This window comes from Brevundimonas denitrificans (assembly GCF_030160755.1).
Classification (GTDB): domain Bacteria; phylum Pseudomonadota; class Alphaproteobacteria; order Caulobacterales; family Caulobacteraceae; genus Brevundimonas; species Brevundimonas denitrificans.
In genome coordinates, this window is sequence record NZ_BSOY01000073.1 from 1 (window position 1) to 16,367 (window position 16,367).

The window sequence follows — 16,367 nt, forward strand, 5'->3', positions numbered from 1 at the left end:
TGGAGGCGGCGGAGGAGCGGGAGTCGCAGCGGGCGGGGTCGGCGGCGCCGGCGCGCCCGGCGTCGTCTGGCTGACGGCGGTCGGATGAGCCGCGCCATGACCCGGTCCCTTGATCGCGCTGATTCCTGGCTGCTGGACGAGGAGGTCTGGGACAGCCCCGGCCGCCTGACCGACGCCGATCTGTTCGCCCACGCCAGTCCCGGCTGGCGTCGCGGCGACGCTCCCCTTGATGACCCGGAGGATGACCGATGAGCGCCGCTCCGACACCCGGCGCGCCGCCGCTGGCCGAGGGCCGGTGGCTGTGGCGCCGGCTCTATGTGTTCGCGACGAGCGGCGCGGCCTGGCTGCTGCTCGACCGTCTGATCGCCGGGACGCCGCCGGAGGCTGCGCCGCGGCTGGCGCAGGGGCTGATGGCCCTGCTGGCGCTGTTGCTGGTCCTCTATTTGGTGGCGCCGACGGCCCAGCAGCTGATCGCGACGCTGGCGATGCTGCGGCAGGGGATGGGCGGGGAGGACCGGCCATGAGCTTTCGCCTGTCGGAACGATCGCTCAAGCGGCTGGCGGGGGTTCACCCGAGACTGGTCGCCCTGGTGCGCGAGGCCGCGGCCTTGAGTCCGGTGGAGTTCATGGTGACCGAAGGCCTGCGCACGCCCGAACGTCAGGCGGCGCTGGTCCGGGCCGGAGCCAGCCGGACGAAGCGCTCGCGCCACCTGACCGGCCATGCGGTCGACGTCGCGGCGCTCGTCGACGGACAGGTGCGCTGGGACTGGCCGCTGTATCCGCGCATCGCGGCGGCGTTCAAGGCGGCGGCCGGGCGTCAGGGCACGGCGGTGGTCTGGGGCGGCGACTGGAGCCGCCTCAGGGACGGTCCGCATTTCGAGCTGGACCGCAAGGTGTTCCCGTGAGGGCCCCGGCGCTGCTCCGGGCCCTGACGCCACGGGGATGGGCGATGGTCACGGCGGGGCTTCTGGGCGCCGCCCTGATCGGCCTGAATGCGCTGGGCTTTCGCTGGGACCCTCTGGGGCTGGGCGAGCGCCGGCTACAGGCGGCCGAGGCCAGGGCCGCTGTCGCCGCCGCGGACGCCGCCGCGCGTCGCCTGGAGGTCGAGGGCGCCGCGGACCAGGTCCGGCGTCTCGACGAGCTTCATCAACAGACCGCGGCGGTCGTGCGGACGACCGTGCGCGCCGCGACACAGGCCAGGAGCGCCCATGATGCTGAAACCCCGATGGACCCGGATCGTGTGGCTCGCCTTGCCGGGCATGACCGCGAGCTGTGCCGCCTCGCTCCCGCCGTCTGCGGAGCCGCCCCGGCTGACCCTGCCCCGGGCGGCGTCGACGCCCTGCGTCCTCGTGCGCTTGCCCGAAGCGCCGACCCAGGCGGATCTTGAGGTCGCCTATGTCGAACGGGGCGCGAGTCTGGTCGCCTGCGAGAACGCCCGGGCGGCCGCGGTCGAGACCCTGACGGCCGAACGGGCGCTGCAGGATCGGTGGCGGCGTGAAACCGCCGCCCGGCGCAGGCCGGCGATCTGGCCCTGGTAGAAGACCGCGCTCCCGCCGGGGGCGGGCGCGGATCCCGCGAAACCCCGCCCGACATTGCTTGACCGGAACGACCTGCCGACCACCCGGCAGAAGCTGCCTGGCCCTGGCAGGTTTTGCCGGGAGAAATGGGGCCTGGGCAGAAAATTAGCGTGGAAAATCAACGATAAAGGAACTGATTCCCGCCGTCGGTTTGTGGCTCCGTCCTTGCTCAATGGAAACCCGAGCAGAACGCTCCTGACCGCCAAAATGGCGTCGGACATGTCGAAGACAAAGGACAGGCCAAAATGGCTAACAGCATCAATACGAACGTCGGCGCTCTCGTTGCGCTGCAGCACCTGAACGCGACCGGCCGCGAGCTGAACGTCACGCAAAATCGCGTGAACACCGGCCTGAAGGTCGCGACGGCCAAGGACAACGGCGCGATCTTCGCGATCGCCTCCGGTCTGCGCGCCGAACAGGGCGCCCTGGATTCGGTCAAGAACTCCATCCAACGCGGTCAGTCGGTCATCGACGTCGCCCTGGCGGCCGGGGACACGATCGTCAAAGCCCTGGAAGAGCAGAAGGGTCTGGCGGTCGCCATCCAGTCGTCCGTCGCCGGCTCCGCCGCTGAAACGGCCTATCTCGCCGACTTCAACGCCCTGGGCACCGAAATCACGGCCGCGCTGGCAGGCGCGAGCTTTGACGGCGTCAATCTGTTCTCCGCCGGCTCGGCCACCAACAATCTGGTGGTCCAGACGGGCACCAGTACGACCTATACGGTGCATGCCGTCGCCGGTCTCGCAACGACAGTGGCGACGGCCACCGGCGCCATTGTCCGGGCCGGCGCCACCACCGCCGCCGTCGAAGCCGCCAGTGCGACGTTTGCGGCCAAGCTCGGCACGCTCGGCAGCAACTCGAAGTCCCTGGAACGTCAGCTGACCTTCACCAGCAAGATCCAGGACGCCCTTGAAGCCGGCGTCTCGGCAACCTCGTCGATGCCGATCTGGCCAAGGAAAGCGCCCGACTGACCGCCCTGCAGACCAAGCAACAGCTGGGTGTCCAGGCGCTCGGCATCGCCAACCAGTCGGGATCCATCCTGCTGGGCCTGTTCCGCTAAGCCCACCTGCTTCAGCCGCTCAACCCGGATTCAACCCTGGGCCCAGCGGCGTTCCGGAACGAAATTTGAGCCTTGGCGGACCCGGTCCGCCAAGGCTGATTTCGTTTGCGACCGTGGTCATTGGGGCCCGATCCATCGAGGGGGCGGTGAACCTGGCTGCGTTGCTCTCCCCCACAGTCGGTCCCTCCCGCCGCCCCGGTCCCGTTCGGCGGCCGCTCTGTATCCCCGGTCCGGGAAGCCCGAAACGGCGGCCCGACGCCGCCGAGCGAGACAGTCTCCTGCCCGGACGCGGGGCGATCAGGGCGGGCGGTGGCGAGCGTCCCGGTCGCCTGGGCAGCGGGCCTGCCCGCGACGGGCGTCCGGGGCGGCGTCGAGCCCGGCACAGGCTGCCGACTACCCGGCAAATCCTGCCCCAGCCCGGCAAATTCTTCCGGGTCGGGAATGTGGTGAACAAGAACTAACGTAATAAAAACAACGACCCCTGAGTTGGCATAGGGGGGCGGTGGGTGGCTCCGTCCTTGCTTCAACCCCATCGGGCAGAACGCCCCCGACAGCCAAAACGGCGTCGGTCATGTCGAAGACAGAAGGACAGCCAAAATGGCTAACAGCATCAACACGAATGCCGGCGCTCTCGTTGCGCTGCAAAGCCTGAACGCCACCAGCCGCCAGCTGGACACCGTTCAGAACCGCGTCAACACCGGCCTGAAGGTTTCCAGCGCCAAGGACAACGGGGCCATCTTCGCGATCGCTTCCGGCCTGCGCGCTGAGCAGGGCGCTCTGGATTCGGTGAAGAACTCCATCCAGCGCGGTCAATCGGTCATCGACGTCGCCCTGGCCGCCGGGGACACGATCACCAAGGCCCTCGAAGAACAAAAGGGTCTGGCGGTCGCCATCCAGTCGTCCGTTGCGGGTTCCGCCGCTGAAACGGCCTATCTCGCTGACTTCAACGCTCTGGGCACCGAGATCACGGCTGCTCTGGCGGGCGCGAATTTCGACGGGATCAACCTGTTCTCCGCCGGATCGGCCACCAACAACCTGGTGGTTCAGACGGGCACCGGCTCCACCTATACGGTGCATGCCGTGGCCGGCGCCGCCACCACCGTGTCGACCGCCACCACCGCTACGCGGGCCACGGCAACCGCAGCCAACGTCGAGACCGCCAATACGGCGTTCGCGGCCAAGCTCGGCACGCTCGGCAGCAACTCGAAGTCCCTGGAACGTCAGCTGACCTTCACCAGCAAGATCCAGGACGCCCTTGAAGCCGGCGTCCGGCAACCTCGTTGATGCCGATCTGGCCAAGGAAAGCGCCCGACTGACCGCCCTGCAGACCAAGCAACAGCTGGGTGTGCAGGCGCTGTCGATCGCCAACCAGTCGAGTTCGATCCTGCTCGGCCTGTTCCGCTAAGGAATGGGGAACGGAGGCGGAGCCGTGAGCGGCTCCGCCTCTGCTTCCGAGCGTTCGTGACCGGGAGACGTCGGCTTAGTCGCCGACGTTCAGGAGATGAATGCAGAACAAGCAATAAGGGCGGTGCCGGCTGTCGTAGCCGAACCATCGCTTCAGTCCGGCGCTGACCACGAAGCCAATTCCAAGGCCGCTGCGGACGCCGAACGCCAGGCCCGTTACCGGCTGGTGATCGAGCAAGGATCCCGTGCGGGATCCTTTGTCTACAAGACCCTGGACCGGGAGACCGGCGAGGTCGTCCGGCAGCTGCCGAGCGAAGAAGTCCTCAAGATGAGGCAGCGTGACGACTACGGCGTCGGGGCGGTGATCAACACCACCGTCTGAAACGTCGTGCAGACCTGACTGTCACCGGGCCGCAGCCGCGCGCCCGGACATCTTGCGTTAACCATACGCACACGACTCGCCGCATAGGTTGCCCCTGAACCGACCCGGGGCGAGAACCATGTCCAACAGCGTCCACTCCAATGCTTCCGCGCTCGTTGCGCTGCAAAATCTCAACCAGATCAACGACCGGATGTCGTCGGTGCAGAACCGTATCAGCACGGGACTGAAGGTCGGGGGGGCCAAGGACAATTCGGCGATATGGGCTATCGCGCAAAATCAGCGGGCCGATCTGGGGGCGCTCGACGCGGTCAAGACCAGTCTGGACCGGGCTACCTCGCTCGCGGACGTGACCCTGGCGGCCGGTGAGTCGATCTCCGATCTGATCATCCAGATGCGCCAGAAGGCCGTGGCCGCATCGGACCTGTCCCAGACCGCCGAATCCCGGGCCGCCTACAACGACGACTTCCAGAGCCTCGTGCGATCGGTGCAGCAGTTCGCGGACAGCGCCTCGTTTGACGGGGTGAACCTGCTGGACAACTCCCAGGCGGCGCCGCTCGACTTCCTCGCCAACGTCGACGCGGTCGACACCATCTCGATCGACCCGCACAATTTCACCACCGCCGGCCTTGGCCTCAGCACGCAGAACCTGCTTCTGCCGGCCGCTGCGGCGACCGCCCTGGCAGCGATCGATGCGGCCCTGGTGACGGTGAATTCCGGACTGTCCTCGCTGGGAGCGCAGGCCAAGCAGATCGAGACGCACAATACCTTTGTCTCAAAGCTGATGGATTCGCTTGAAACCGGCATCGGCAAGCTGGTCGACGCGGATCTGGCGAAGGAAAGCGCCCGCCTCCAGGCGCTGCAGGTGCAGCAGCAACTCGGCGCGCAGTCGCTGTCGATCGCGAACCAGGCGCCGCAGATTATCCTGTCGCTGTTCCGGAACTAGGCCGGTCGCCGGACGCCGGCGGGGCCGATCTGGATGGCCGCAGGACGCCGGCGCGTCCCGATCCCATACAGCGAAAGCAATGATTTCAAGGCATTGACGAAGGCGGTCTTCACAGCGTCCTCCTCATCCAGCGCGCCGATAACGGACGCGCCTGAACATTGTTCCCTGAGTCGCGGTTGAAGTCCTCCGGAACCGGACGTTAAGCGATCGTTACGGTTGGGCCGCCATAGTCGCCGGCGGGAGTTCGCCGTGATCAACAACAGCTACCTGCTCGGTCTGTACGGCGTCCCCGGGGGAGCCACGAACGCGTCCGGCGTGACGTCCGGCGCGAAGCCGGTCAGGACCCAGCCGACACCGCCCTGGGACGTCAGCGTCAAGGCCTCGAGACCGGACGCCGTGGTGCGGGCCGCGCTTGCGGCGCGGCAGCTGGTCACGGTCGATTCCGGTCGCCTCGATCTTCCGGGAGCGTCCCCCGACTACCGCAAACTGTTCGCGCTCTATCAGGGTCTGACCTCCCTGACCGCCCTGGCCACACGGGTGGACGAGAGCGGCGTCAGCGAGACCGAGGCCGCGCGAATCCGGCAGCGCTTTGCATCCGGGATCGCGGAAGTCGGCGCCTATCTTCAAACGGCCGGCTTCGAAGACATCCGTATGGTCCAGGGCGTGTCGTCGACGAGCGCGAAGACGTCGGCAGGCGTGGCGCGCGACGCGACGCGGATCGTGACGCGGCCGGTTCACGATGGCGACCTGGCGTCTTCCGTGGCGGGTCTCGAGGGGCCGGTCGTGTTCGACATCACGATCGGAACCGTCGGCGGCGACATCGCCGTGCCGATCGACCTGGCCGGGATGGGCGCCCAGACCCGCACGCTCGACAACGTCATCACCTTCATCAACGGCAAGTTGACCGATGCCGGGGTCGCGACGCGGATCGGGCGGGAAAAGGTCAACGGCGCGCCCCGCACCATCCAGCTCGGCGCCAAGACCATCACCCTGCCGGCGCAGGCGGATCAATGGGGGCTGGTTCTGCAGGGCACGAGCGCTGAATCGGTGCGCTTCACCACGTCGCAGACGTCGGACGCAGTCTATGTGGTGCAGGCCTCGGGCAGCGCGGGCGCAAACGAACTTCTGAAATTCCAGAGCGACGGCGGCGCCGCGCCGGAACCCCTGGAACCCTCCGGACAGACAGGCTGGGTGGCCGGCCGGGCTTCACAGACGGCCTTGCCCAAGGGCGTCGAGACGGTTCGGGCCAGCGCCGTCGCCGCCGATGGATCGCTGTGGATCGTCGCCGATATCGAGGGGGCGCCGGGCTCGCAGCCGCTCAAGGGCGAGCGCGATGTGGCGCTCATGAAACTTGATCCGGCGGGACGTGTGGTGGCGACGCGGATGCTGGGGGCTTCGGACGAGGCGAGCGGCTATGCGATCGCCATCGCCGCTGACGGACGGGTGGCCGTGGCGGGATCGGTCACCGGCGACCTCGAACCGGGCGCGCGGGTCGTCGACGCCAATCTGTCGGACAGTTTCGTCACCGTGTTCGATGGGGCCGGGGAGGAGCTGTGGACCCAGCGGCGCGGCGCCCGGGCGGCGGACGAGGCTACGGCTGTGTCGTTCGGGGCCGACGGCAGGGTCTATGTCGCGGGGCGTTCCAGGTCAGCGATGCCGGGCGCGTCGGGGCTTGGGGGATGGGACGGGTATCTGCAGGGCTTTTCGGCGACCCAGGCTCACAGCCTGGCGCCCTTTACGGCGACGCCGGTGTCGATCAGCCAGTTCGGAACCGTCGGCGACGACAGCGTCAGGGCCATGACCGTCGACGGCTCGTCGATCTACACGGCCGGGGTCGAGAGCGGCCGGGTCGTCTTGCGTCACTATACCCCTGACGGCGATGGAGCGCCGAGCCTGGCCGCGGTCCGGGATCTCGGGGCCGCCAGCGGCGACGTGACCGGGATCGCGGTGTCCGCCGGCCGGGTCGTGCTAACCGGCACGACGCGCAATCCCGCCCTGGACATTGCGACGGTGAACACGGCCCATTCCGGCAGCTCGGACGCCTATGTCGCGGTGCTGGAGGCCGACCTCTCGCCGGCCGCCGCGGATCGGCTGACCTATTTTGGCGGCGCCGGCGACGACAGCGTCGCGGACATGAAGGTGCATGGCGGAAAGGTCTGGATCACGGGCATCGCCGATCGTCCGGCCGGGGCCCCGGAGGATGATCCGAGGCAGGGCTATCTCACCCGCCTCGACCCGTTGACCGGGGCGGTCGAATGGACCCGAACCTGGCCGGGGGCGGACCAGCAGGCATCGCCTCTCAGTCTCGCTGTCTCGAGCGGGGGCGCCAGCGTGCTGGACCGTCTGGGCTTGCCGCAGGGGCTGGTCTCCATGGGAGACTCCAAGGCCCTGACGGCGGCCACGGCGTTGCGGCCGGGCGACCGCTTCTATGTGTCGCCCGCCGACGGCAGTCGACGCAGGACGGTCACCATCGAGGCCGCGGACACGCTGCAGACCCTGGCGCGCAAGATTGAGCAGGCCTCGTCCGGCCAGCTGAGGGTCACCGTCGTCACCGATGCTCTCAAGACCGGCGAACTTGAGGACATGAACAGCGGGCGGATGCAGCGGCTGTCCATCGTGCCCCGGGAAGGCCGGGCCGGCGCGGTCCTGACCAGCGGCGAGACGGGCCGGGACGCCCTGGCCGCCCTCGGCCTGTCTCCCGGCATCGTCAGTCCCACGCCGAAGGCGGGCGAACTCAAGACCTTCGCCATGGCCCTGCCGCCGACCCTGTCGCTGGCCGGAGCCGACCAGATCAAATCCACGGTCGAGGCGCTCAGGGCCGCCGTCAGGGTGGTCAGGGACGCCTACAAGGCGCTCGCGCCGGGTTCCTCCCGACCCGCCGTCACGGGAGCGGCCCCCGCCTACCTCACTGCCCAGCTCGCCAACTATCAGGCCGCGCTCGCCCGCCTCTCCGCATAGGGCGCCGGACGACGAAGATCGTTGACGCCGGAGCCTCGGGCGGGGTTATTGAAGACTCCATCCGCGCGAGCCCTTCATGCCCCAGGACAATCGTCTTCTCATCGCCATCGGCGCCGGCCTGGCGGTCGTTGCGGCCGTGGTGATCGCCCTGATCTTCAGCGCCGGCCGGGAACGGAATCCGGCGCCGCCGCCCGCGGCGCAGGGCGGGTTGACCGTCAATGTTGCCGACGCCCCGGAATTGAACACCACGCGCGAACTGCGCTGCTTCGTCGACGGCCAGTACATCGGCCTCGCGACCCTGTCCGACTGCGCGCGGCGCAACGGCGTGGCGACGGACGCGCTCGACGTCGGCATCGACGAGACCGGCGCCCTGGCCGCCGCTCCGACCGCCGCCTTCGCCCCGCCGCCCAGCGCGCCGCCGGTCGAACTGACCGAGACGGAACAGCCGCCGCTCACCGACCAGCAGCCGATCGAGCCGTCGGTGCAGCCGGCGTCCGGCGCCGCCTGTTTGCGTCACACCGGGTCGGACTGGCGGTCGCTGTCATCGAATATGAGCCTGAACGCCTGCGTCCAGGCGCTGTACTCGGGCACCTGCGTGCGGCCGGGAGAGGCGCTCTACGGTCGTTGGGGCGACATGACGCTCAGGCTCGTGCCGCGCCGGGTCGAGCAATCGCCGGACAACAGCCGTTTCCGCACGCTGGCCGAACAGGACCGAAGCTGCACATTCCCGGGGCTGCGCTGATGAGATACGCCGCAATCATGATCATCGGCAGCGCCGCGCTGGCGCTCGCCGCCTGCGAAAAGGCCGTCGAGGCTCCGTTCGACCGGGGTGTCTGCTACGCCGTCGAGGTCGGGGCCGAGGGCGAAGCGCCGCGGTTCAACAAGGTGGCGGACAACCAGCCGCAGATCGAGTTCTGCGCCGCGCGGCTGGAAGAGGTCCGGCTGCGGTTCCTGCGCATGGGCGGGTCGCGACAGGAGATCACGGGCTCCTACCAAGGCCAGTTCATCTTCATCGATCGCGGCGGCGTCTGGCTGTCGCAGACGCTGGACGGCGGGCGGTTCAACGCCATGGCCCGCACCGGCGACGGTCGTCTGGCCATGCCGGGCGCGATCCAGCGGGCGATCGACGGGACCCCGGTCGCGGTATCGGCCAACAGCGAGCCGGATCCGACGGCGCCGCCCGCGCCCTAGACGGAACAGAACAAACGTGGAACAACGCGTTCCTGTGGATGGCGGCGACAAACCGGACCCGCAGGGGCCGAAAGCGCGCTAGGCCCGGACAACTGACAATCGGCTCCGAACAGCGCGAAGCGCGGCGGGCCAGAACGAAGAAGGAGCTCGGCGATGGCGGGCAGCGTCAACAAGGTCATTCTGGTCGGCAACCTGGGCAAGGACCCGGAAATCCGCACCCTCAACTCTGGTGAGCGGGTGGCCAACCTGTCCATCGCCACCTCGGAGCAGTGGCGCGACAAGGCCACCGGCGAGCGCAAGGAAAAGACCGAGTGGCACCGGGTGGTCATCTTCAACGAGAACATCGTCAAGGTGGCCGAGAACTATCTGAAGAAGGGCTCGACCGTTTACATCGAGGGCTCGCTGCAGACCCGGAAATACGAGCAGGCGGGCGTCGAGAAATACACCACCGAGATCGTGCTGCAGAAATTCCGCGGCGAACTGACCATGCTGGGCGGTCGTAGCGACAGCGCCGGCGGCGGGGCCTCGCGCGGCGGCGACGACGATTATTCCTCGGGCTTCTCGACCGGCGGCGCCAACAAGCCCAGCGGTCCCAAGGAAAGCTACGACCTGAACGACGACATTCCGTTCTAGGTCGGGCGGCGCGCCACATTTCGAAATGCAAAGTGTCGCCGTGCGCGCTCGCGCCCGGCGGCCGCGCGCGTTAAGGCGGGGGCGTGACCACTCCAGACAAGCCGCATAGTCCGCTCTCGCTGGTCGAGATCCTCGCCATCGCCGCGGTGGTGGTGATCTGGGGCGTGAACAATGCGGCGGCCAAATTCGGCACGGAGACCCTGCCGCCGCTGCTGATGGCCGCGCTCAGGTTCGCCATTGCGGCCGCCTGCCTGGTTCCGTTCGTGCGACCGCCGTTTCCCAACTGGAAGAGCCTTCTGATCATCGTCGGCCTGGGCGGACCGATCCACTACGGCCTGATTTATCTGGCATTCTGGCTGGCGCAGGACGTCAGTCCGGTGTCGGTGGCGGCCCAGCTGTGGGTGCCGTTCACGGCCCTGTTCGCCTTCATGCTGCTGGGCGAGCGGCTGTCGCGGTTCGCCCTGGCCGGCATGGGCGTCGCCTTCCTCGGCGTCGCCTGGATGACTCTGGACCCCCACGCCATCGCTGACTGGAAGGGCATTCTGGCGGGCATCGGCGCCGCCGGGGCGTGGGCCCTGACGACGGTCGTGGCCCGGCGGACGACCTCCATCCCGCCGCTCAAGATGCAGGGCCTGCTGTCGCTGGTCGCCCTGCCGTCCCTGGCCTTCGCATCCGCCCTGTTTGAACGGGGGCAGTGGGAGGCGGTGCAGCAGGCCGACGCCCTCGTCTGGGCCTGCGTGATCTGGGCCGGACTGGTGTCATCGGTGCTGGCCACGACCATGGTGTTCTGGCTGGTGCAGAAACGCGAGGCGGGGCGGGTGACGCCCTATCTGCTGGCCACGCCGGTGGTCTCCATCCTGATCGGCTGGGGGTTCATGGGCGATGTGTTGACGCCGCAGATCCTGGTCGGTGCGGCCCTGACCATGGGCGGGGTCGGCATTGTCGCCCTGGCCGAGCGCGGTCTCAGGGCGGGCGCCGCCAAGGCCTGAACCTGAAACGAAAAGGCCCGGCTGCTTTCGCGGCCGGGCCATTCTGCGGATTGGAACCGGAGCATTATGCCGGATCGAAATCCGAACCCTGGCGGACTGCGTCCACCAGGACCGATTTCGGTCTAGAGACCCGGGAGTTTGAAGCCCGTGTCGCGGCGCGGCGTGATGGAGATGCCGGCGCGGCCTCCGGTCAGGGCCTGAACGCGGGCGAACTCGGTCGCCGCGTCGACGGTGACGGCGCCTTCAGAGGTCTGGATGGCGGTGGGAGCCTGGGTCGCGGCGTCGTCGCGGCGCCAGAACATGATCCGGTTGGCCCAGCCCTCTTCCTTGTGCGCCAGGTCGCCGAACTCATCGTCCACGACATAGCGGGCCAAAGGATCGGCGCGGTCGCCGCCGGCCCGGGCGACCAGTTGTTGTTCGCCGTCCGACCGGGTCACGGCCTGACGTTGGCCGAGCAGGATCTGGCGGGCGGCGGATTCGGGGGCCAACTCCTGCGGACGCGGCTGACCCGGCGCCGGCGGGCGCAGGCCATACTCCGGCGGAACGGTCAGGGGGGCGGTCGAAACGGTCAGAAACTCGTCCGGCGTGATCTTGTTCAGGCCGACGCCCGTCCGAAGACCGGAGCAGGCGCCCAGGGCGAAGACCGAGGTGGTGAGGGTCAGAACGGCGACGGTGCGAAGACGCATGTTTGATATCTCGGTGCGGGGCGCCGGAAAGGACGCGCGCGTAAACCCTGTAGGAAGCGGCTGATTACGACTTTTCGGCGGCGAGGCCAACCTTGGCTTCCCGCTCCGCCCGCACGCTGTCGAGGATCAGCAGGATGACGCCGATGCAGATGGCGCTGTCGGCGACGTTGAAGATCCATGGAAAGTTGATCTTCATCGATCCGAGGAAGAAATGCGGGCCTGAGAAATCCAGGAAGTCGACGACATAGCCGAAGCGGATGCGGTCGATCACATTGCCGAGCGCCCCGCCCATGATCAGGCCGATGGCGGTGATCAGCAGGCGGCGGTCGGCTTTCAGCGCCCACCAGCCGAGTATGCCGGCCACAGCGATCGAGAAGGCGCTGAGCATCCACCGCGCCGAACCGTCGCCGAACAGGCCGAAGCTGACGCCCCGGTTCTCGACCCAGGTCAGGTTGAAGAGGGGAGACCAGACCGGGATGTGCCCCATCTCGCGCAGATCGAGGCCGCCCATGATCCAGGCCTTGGTCAACTGATCCAGGACGACGACGATGAGAGCGAAGCCGTAGGCGGCGTAGGCGATGCGGGGGATTTTCATTCGGGTCGCTGAAATGTGAAGGGCGTTCGGTTAGCAGCCCCCGCGCCGCGCGCGAAGGGGCAATCGTGTCACGGGGTCGCGGCGAAGTCTCCGTGCTTGTCCGGACAGCGCCGGGGCCCCAATTACTCCTTTCCCGCCAGCCAATCCCCGCCCGCACCCCGAGGAGCGCCGATGCCGCATGCCGACAGCCTGATTCTCACCCTGGTCGGCGGCTTTGTGCTGGCCTTCGTGTTCGGGATGTTGGCCAACCGGCTGAAACTGTCGCCGCTGGTCGGCTATCTGGTCGCCGGAATCGCCGTCGGACCGCACACCATCGGATTTGTCGCCGATGGCGAACTGGCTCCGCAGTTGGCCGAGGTCGGCGTCATCCTGCTGATGTTCGGGGTCGGCCTGCATTTTTCGCTCGCCGACCTGATGAAGGTCCGGAAGATCGCGGTCCCCGGCGCCCTGTTCCAGATCGCCGCAGCCACCGCCATGGGGTGGGGGTTGGGCCGTCTGATGGGCATGACCGATCTGGAGGCGACCCTGATGGGGTTCGCGCTGTCGGTCGCCTCGACCGTCGTGCTGCTGCGGGCGCTGGAGGAGCGCAAACAGGTCAAGGGCCAGATCGGCCGCCTCGCCATGGGCTGGCTGATCGTCGAGGATCTGGTGATCGTCCTTGCGCTTGTCATTCTGCCCCTGCTGATCATTCAGCCCGGTGAAGCGCTGAACGGAGCCGAACTGGCGAAATCCATCGGCTGGACGCTGTTCAAGGTTGCGGGCTTCACCGGGGTGATGCTGGTGGTCGGCGCCCGGCTGCTGCCATGGCTGCTGGTGCGCATCGCCCACACGCGGTCGCGGGAGCTGTTCACGCTCGGGGTTCTGGCCATCGCCCTCGGCATCGCCTGGATCGCCTACTGGCTGTTCCACTCGTTCGCCCTGGGGGCGTTCCTCGCGGGGCTCGTGCTGAACAGCTCGCCGCTGGGGCACAATGCGGCCGAGCGCTCCCTGCCGCTGCGGGACGCCTTCGCCGTGTTGTTCTTCGTCTCGGTCGGCATGCTGTTCGATCCGACCATTCTGGTGCGCGAGCCGCTGGCCGTGCTGGGGGTGCTGGGCATCGTCATCGTCGGCAAGTCGCTGGCGGCCCTGGCCATCACGACGGCCTTCAAACTGGACAGGGCGACCAGCCTGACGGTCGCCGCCGCCCTGGCCCAGATCGGCGAATTTTCCTTCATTCTCGCGGCGGTCAGTGTCCAGTTGGGCGGGATGACGCAGGGGACGCACGACCTGATCCTGGCGGCCGCCCTGCTGTCTATCTCGCTCAATCCGTTCGTCTTCGCCCTGATCGACCGGATGGGGGCGCGGCCCAGACCGCCGCTCAAGGGATCGCCCGAAGGGGTGATCCTGGCCGAAGAAAAGGCCGCCGCCGTGAACCCGGCGACGGCCTGATCGGTCAGATGGAGACGGGCGTCAGAGGACGCCGATCATAGAAGCGACCAGCGGATGACGGACGATATCCTGCTCGGCCAGACGCACCACGGCGATGTCGGGCACGGGCGCCAGCCGCTCGGCCACGTCCGTGAGACCGGAGATGCCGGGCAGCAGGTCGGACTGTTGCGGATCGCCGGTGACCACCATGGTCGAATGCCAGCCCAGTCGCGTGAGCAGCATCTTGAGCTGCACATAGGTGCAGTTCTGGGCCTCGTCGACGACGATGAAGGCGTTGTTCAGCGTGCGGCCGCGCATATAGCCGATGGGGGCGATCTCGATCAGGCCCTCGGCCATCAGCGCCTTGACCCGCTTCATGCTGAGCCGGTCCGAGAGGGCGTCGTAGAGCGGCCGGAGATAGGGAGCGAGCTTGTCCTCCATGTCGCCGGGCAGGAAGCCGATGGATTCGCCCGCTTCGACGGCCGGGCGCGACAGGACGATGCGGCCGATCTTGCCCGCTTCCAGGGCTTCCACGGCCTTGGCCACCGCGAGATAGGTCTTGCCCGTGCCTGCGGGACCGAGGGCCAGCACGAGGTTGTGGTGGTCGATCGCCGTCATCAGTTCAGCCTGACCCTCTGACTTGGGCTTCAGCGTCTTCACATAGGCCTGGTCGCGGTCGTCGTTGGATGGATAGGGCGACCAGCCGGCGTGGGTTGGAAGGCGGCGTACCTTGGAGTCCTCCATGAACTGACGTGAATCGAGCACTCCGTGTTCACGGGATGTCTCGCGGGTCTGACGCTTGATGGCCGCACGCTTGGTCATGGACGCCTCCAGGGCATGGAAGACGACGACGCAGAAAACGCGTCGCCGCGGGGCATGAAAAAAGGCGATGCCGGAAAAGCATCGCCTCGAACGAACACAGGGAAGAGAGAGACAGGGGACGCAACGCATCCGCCCGGGTCGGAAGAAGGGTCAACTTCCAGCGGAATCATCCGCCGAACCGAGCGCACCACGCACAATCCCCGAGGTCTGACCGGACCGGGCTTGATCCGGCTTCCGATCCGGGGCCGAAATGGCGGCCTCGAATCGCACCTACACTCTGAGCCTAACGTGGTTTACGAGAGCTTAAAGCCCTCGATTTTTTGAGAAATGGCGGTGTTCTGATGAATGTTTACGGTCTCGGCGACAAGAAACCACAGCTTCCGCCTGAGGGCGAATACTGGCTGGCGCCGAACGCAACGCTGGTAGGAGACGTGATTCTCAAACCGGGCGCCAGCGTCTGGTTCGGTGCAGTCCTGCGCGGCGACAATGACCCCATCACCATCGGCCGGGACACCAATATCCAGGACGGCAGCGTGCTGCATTCCGATCCCGGCGAACCCCTGACGATCGGCGACGGAGTCACTGTCGGCCATATGGTCATGCTTCACAGCTGCGAGATCGGCGACAACACCCTGATCGGCATCGGCGCCGTGGTGCTGGGGCGTGCGAAGATCGGCAAGAACTGTCTGATCGGGGCCAACACCCTGATTACCGAGGGAAAGGTCATTCCCGACGGCTCGCTGGTCATGGGCCAGCCGGGCAGGGTGGTGCGGGAGTTGGAGCCGGGCCAGATCGAGGCGCTGAAGGCCTCGGCCGCCCACTATGTGCAGAACTGGAAGCGGTACGCGCGCGACCTGGAGGCCTGAACCGGAACGGTCAGGCGATCCGGCGGCCGCCGACGGCGGCGAGCGACAGGGCGGGGCGGGCGGCTTCACCCACGCCGATGGAGACCCGCGCCGTGAGCAGACGGGGTTCGTCGGCGGCGAAGCTCAGGGTGGCCATCGGCGCATAGAGGCCCAGGATGCGGTCCACGGCGCCCGACGGGCCGCGCAGGGGAACCAGCACGATCTCGATCTGGGCCGACAGGAATCCCGCGAGGGCGGCGATGACGACCGGCCGGGCTTCGCGGACAGTCTGGGTCATGGCCGCGGCCACCAAAGGCCGTGAGGCGGTGCGCCAGACGGACAACAGGGCGCGGTCCTTCAGGGATTCGCCATGGAAACCCTCGATCCAGGTCCCGGCCAGGCGGATGACGGCGTCCTCGCCGTTGCGTTCGGCGATGAAGGCGCGCGGCAGACGCAGGCCGAGGGCGTCCGGCTCCAGCGAGGCGCGGTCGGGAATGCCGGCGCGCACGGCGCCCCGGCGGGACAACCCGGTCCAGTGGTCGATCAGGAATTGCGTGTCAGGATGAAACATCGCTCTGGCCTCTGGCCGCAGCGACGCAAGGCCTGCGCCTGTGGCAGGTCCGGGCAAAAGGCAACGGAAATGAAATGCTTTTGCGGTTCAGATGAACGCTGAAGCGACCTGCTGGGTCGCATGGACTTAACTGGAGGTCGGCCCATGCGGGTGCGGATCATGACATGGCTGCCGGCGCTGGCGGGCTTCTTCGCCCTGACGCTGTTCGCCGACAAGGCGGCGGCCCAATGCGGGCCGGTGTGCCCGCCGCCGCCCCCGCCGTGCTGCGAGCCGCCGCGATCGGAAGAGCACACGTCTGAAAGAGTGTA

Annotated in this window: 17 protein-coding genes and 2 pseudogenes; 15 read left to right on the forward strand and 4 right to left on the reverse strand. The window is 67.8% G+C overall.

Features of this window, described 5'->3' with window-relative positions; translation table 11 throughout:
* Positions 1–96: 96 nt before the first annotated feature.
* From QQJ79_RS13050 to QQJ79_RS13110, 13 genes and pseudogenes are all read left to right on the forward strand, one after another.
* Complete coding sequence (locus QQJ79_RS13050; RefSeq protein WP_284223358.1) at positions 97–252, forward strand: hypothetical protein; 156 nt, start codon at positions 97–99, stop codon at positions 250–252.
* On the forward strand, positions 249–524 hold the full coding sequence (locus QQJ79_RS13055) for a hypothetical protein (protein ID WP_284223359.1): 276 nt from the start codon (positions 249–251) through the stop codon (positions 522–524). Before QQJ79_RS13050 ends, QQJ79_RS13055 begins: the two co-directional genes overlap by 4 nt.
* The gene (locus QQJ79_RS13060) at positions 521–904 is read left to right on the forward strand and encodes a M15 family metallopeptidase (RefSeq protein WP_284223360.1); all 384 of its coding nucleotides are present in this window, start codon (positions 521–523) and stop codon (positions 902–904) included. Before QQJ79_RS13055 ends, QQJ79_RS13060 begins: the two co-directional genes overlap by 4 nt.
* A 306-nt stretch (positions 905–1,210) precedes the next feature.
* On the forward strand, positions 1,211–1,537 hold the full coding sequence (locus QQJ79_RS13065; protein WP_284223361.1) for a hypothetical protein: 327 nt from the start codon (positions 1,211–1,213) through the stop codon (positions 1,535–1,537).
* Between the two features lie 284 nt (positions 1,538–1,821).
* Positions 1,822–2,633, forward strand: a pseudogene (locus QQJ79_RS13070) (flagellin).
* A 597-nt stretch (positions 2,634–3,230) separates the two neighbouring features.
* A pseudogene (locus QQJ79_RS13075) lies at positions 3,231–4,038 on the forward strand (flagellin).
* 123 nt (positions 4,039–4,161) lie between these two features.
* Positions 4,162–4,419, forward strand: coding sequence for a flagellar protein FlaG (locus QQJ79_RS13080; protein ID WP_284223362.1), 258 nt, complete (start codon positions 4,162–4,164; stop codon positions 4,417–4,419).
* A 118-nt stretch (positions 4,420–4,537) separates the two neighbouring features.
* Complete coding sequence (locus QQJ79_RS13085; protein WP_284223363.1) at positions 4,538–5,362, forward strand: flagellin; 825 nt, start codon at positions 4,538–4,540, stop codon at positions 5,360–5,362.
* Between the two features lie 249 nt (positions 5,363–5,611).
* Entirely contained in the window at positions 5,612–8,320 is a 2,709-nt protein-coding gene (locus QQJ79_RS13090; protein WP_284223364.1) for a transcriptional regulator, read from the forward strand.
* Positions 8,321–8,396: 76 nt separating this feature from the next.
* A complete protein-coding gene (locus tag QQJ79_RS13095; RefSeq protein ID WP_284223365.1) occupies positions 8,397–9,062 on the forward strand; it encodes a hypothetical protein in 666 nt (221 codons plus the stop codon).
* Entirely contained in the window at positions 9,062–9,511 is a 450-nt protein-coding gene (locus QQJ79_RS13100; RefSeq protein ID WP_284223366.1) for a hypothetical protein, read from the forward strand. Before QQJ79_RS13095 ends, QQJ79_RS13100 begins: the two co-directional genes overlap by 1 nt.
* Before the next feature lie 153 nt (positions 9,512–9,664).
* Positions 9,665–10,144, forward strand: a complete 480-nt coding sequence (gene ssb, locus QQJ79_RS13105; RefSeq protein WP_284223367.1) for a single-stranded DNA-binding protein — start codon at positions 9,665–9,667, stop codon at positions 10,142–10,144.
* An 83-nt stretch (positions 10,145–10,227) separates the two neighbouring features.
* Positions 10,228–11,133, forward strand: a complete 906-nt coding sequence (locus QQJ79_RS13110; protein ID WP_284223368.1) for a DMT family transporter — start codon at positions 10,228–10,230, stop codon at positions 11,131–11,133.
* Positions 11,134–11,255: 122 nt separating this feature from the next.
* Here the strand turns inward: QQJ79_RS13110 and QQJ79_RS13115 are convergent, their stop codons facing one another.
* Positions 11,256–11,819, reverse strand: coding sequence for a DUF3035 domain-containing protein (locus QQJ79_RS13115; RefSeq protein ID WP_284223369.1), 564 nt, complete (start codon positions 11,817–11,819; stop codon positions 11,256–11,258).
* A gap of 64 nt (positions 11,820–11,883) precedes the next feature.
* Positions 11,884–12,414, reverse strand: coding sequence for a signal peptidase II (lspA, locus tag QQJ79_RS13120; protein ID WP_284223370.1), 531 nt, complete (start codon positions 12,412–12,414; stop codon positions 11,884–11,886).
* A 171-nt stretch (positions 12,415–12,585) separates the two neighbouring features.
* Here lspA and QQJ79_RS13125 point away from each other — a divergent pair, with 171 nt between their 5' ends.
* Complete coding sequence (locus QQJ79_RS13125; protein WP_284223371.1) at positions 12,586–13,842, forward strand: cation:proton antiporter domain-containing protein; 1,257 nt, start codon at positions 12,586–12,588, stop codon at positions 13,840–13,842.
* 21 nt (positions 13,843–13,863) lie between these two features.
* On the opposite strand, the gene QQJ79_RS13130 is transcribed toward QQJ79_RS13125, so the two are convergent.
* Positions 13,864–14,655 (reverse strand): PhoH family protein, encoded by a 792-nt coding sequence (locus QQJ79_RS13130; protein ID WP_284223374.1) that lies wholly within the window; start codon positions 14,653–14,655, stop codon positions 13,864–13,866.
* A 329-nt stretch (positions 14,656–14,984) separates the two neighbouring features.
* On the opposite strand from QQJ79_RS13130, the gene QQJ79_RS13135 reads away from it, so the two are divergent.
* Positions 14,985–15,509, forward strand: coding sequence for a gamma carbonic anhydrase family protein (locus QQJ79_RS13135; RefSeq protein ID WP_284223372.1), 525 nt, complete (start codon positions 14,985–14,987; stop codon positions 15,507–15,509).
* Positions 15,510–15,519: 10 nt separating this feature from the next.
* Here QQJ79_RS13135 and QQJ79_RS13140 read toward each other — a convergent pair whose 3' ends face one another.
* Positions 15,520–16,059, reverse strand: a complete 540-nt coding sequence (locus QQJ79_RS13140; protein WP_284223373.1) for a PAS domain-containing protein — start codon at positions 16,057–16,059, stop codon at positions 15,520–15,522.
* Positions 16,060–16,367 lie beyond the last annotated feature (308 nt).

What these genes read in the sequence shown, in the direction of transcription:
- QQJ79_RS13050 (WP_284223358.1), top strand. Translation starts at nt 97, where the DNA reads ATGACCCGGTCCCTTGATCGCGCTGATTCCTGGCTGCTGGACGAGGAG.
- QQJ79_RS13055 (WP_284223359.1), top strand. Translation starts at nt 249, where the DNA reads ATGAGCGCCGCTCCGACACCCGGCGCGCCGCCGCTGGCCGAGGGCCGG.
- QQJ79_RS13060 (WP_284223360.1), top strand. Translation starts at nt 521, where the DNA reads ATGAGCTTTCGCCTGTCGGAACGATCGCTCAAGCGGCTGGCGGGGGTT.
- QQJ79_RS13065 (WP_284223361.1), top strand. Translation starts at nt 1,211, where the DNA reads ATGCTGAAACCCCGATGGACCCGGATCGTGTGGCTCGCCTTGCCGGGC.
- QQJ79_RS13085 (WP_284223363.1), top strand. Translation starts at nt 4,538, where the DNA reads ATGTCCAACAGCGTCCACTCCAATGCTTCCGCGCTCGTTGCGCTGCAA.
- QQJ79_RS13095 (WP_284223365.1), top strand. Translation starts at nt 8,397, where the DNA reads ATGCCCCAGGACAATCGTCTTCTCATCGCCATCGGCGCCGGCCTGGCG.
- QQJ79_RS13100 (WP_284223366.1), top strand. Translation starts at nt 9,062, where the DNA reads ATGAGATACGCCGCAATCATGATCATCGGCAGCGCCGCGCTGGCGCTC.
- ssb (WP_284223367.1), top strand. Translation starts at nt 9,665, where the DNA reads ATGGCGGGCAGCGTCAACAAGGTCATTCTGGTCGGCAACCTGGGCAAG.
- QQJ79_RS13115 (WP_284223369.1), bottom strand. Translation starts at nt 11,819, where the DNA reads ATGCGTCTTCGCACCGTCGCCGTTCTGACCCTCACCACCTCGGTCTTC.
- lspA (WP_284223370.1), bottom strand. Translation starts at nt 12,414, where the DNA reads ATGAAAATCCCCCGCATCGCCTACGCCGCCTACGGCTTCGCTCTCATC.
- QQJ79_RS13125 (WP_284223371.1), top strand. Translation starts at nt 12,586, where the DNA reads ATGCCGCATGCCGACAGCCTGATTCTCACCCTGGTCGGCGGCTTTGTG.
- QQJ79_RS13135 (WP_284223372.1), top strand. Translation starts at nt 14,985, where the DNA reads ATGAATGTTTACGGTCTCGGCGACAAGAAACCACAGCTTCCGCCTGAG.
- QQJ79_RS13140 (WP_284223373.1), bottom strand. Translation starts at nt 16,059, where the DNA reads ATGTTTCATCCTGACACGCAATTCCTGATCGACCACTGGACCGGGTTG.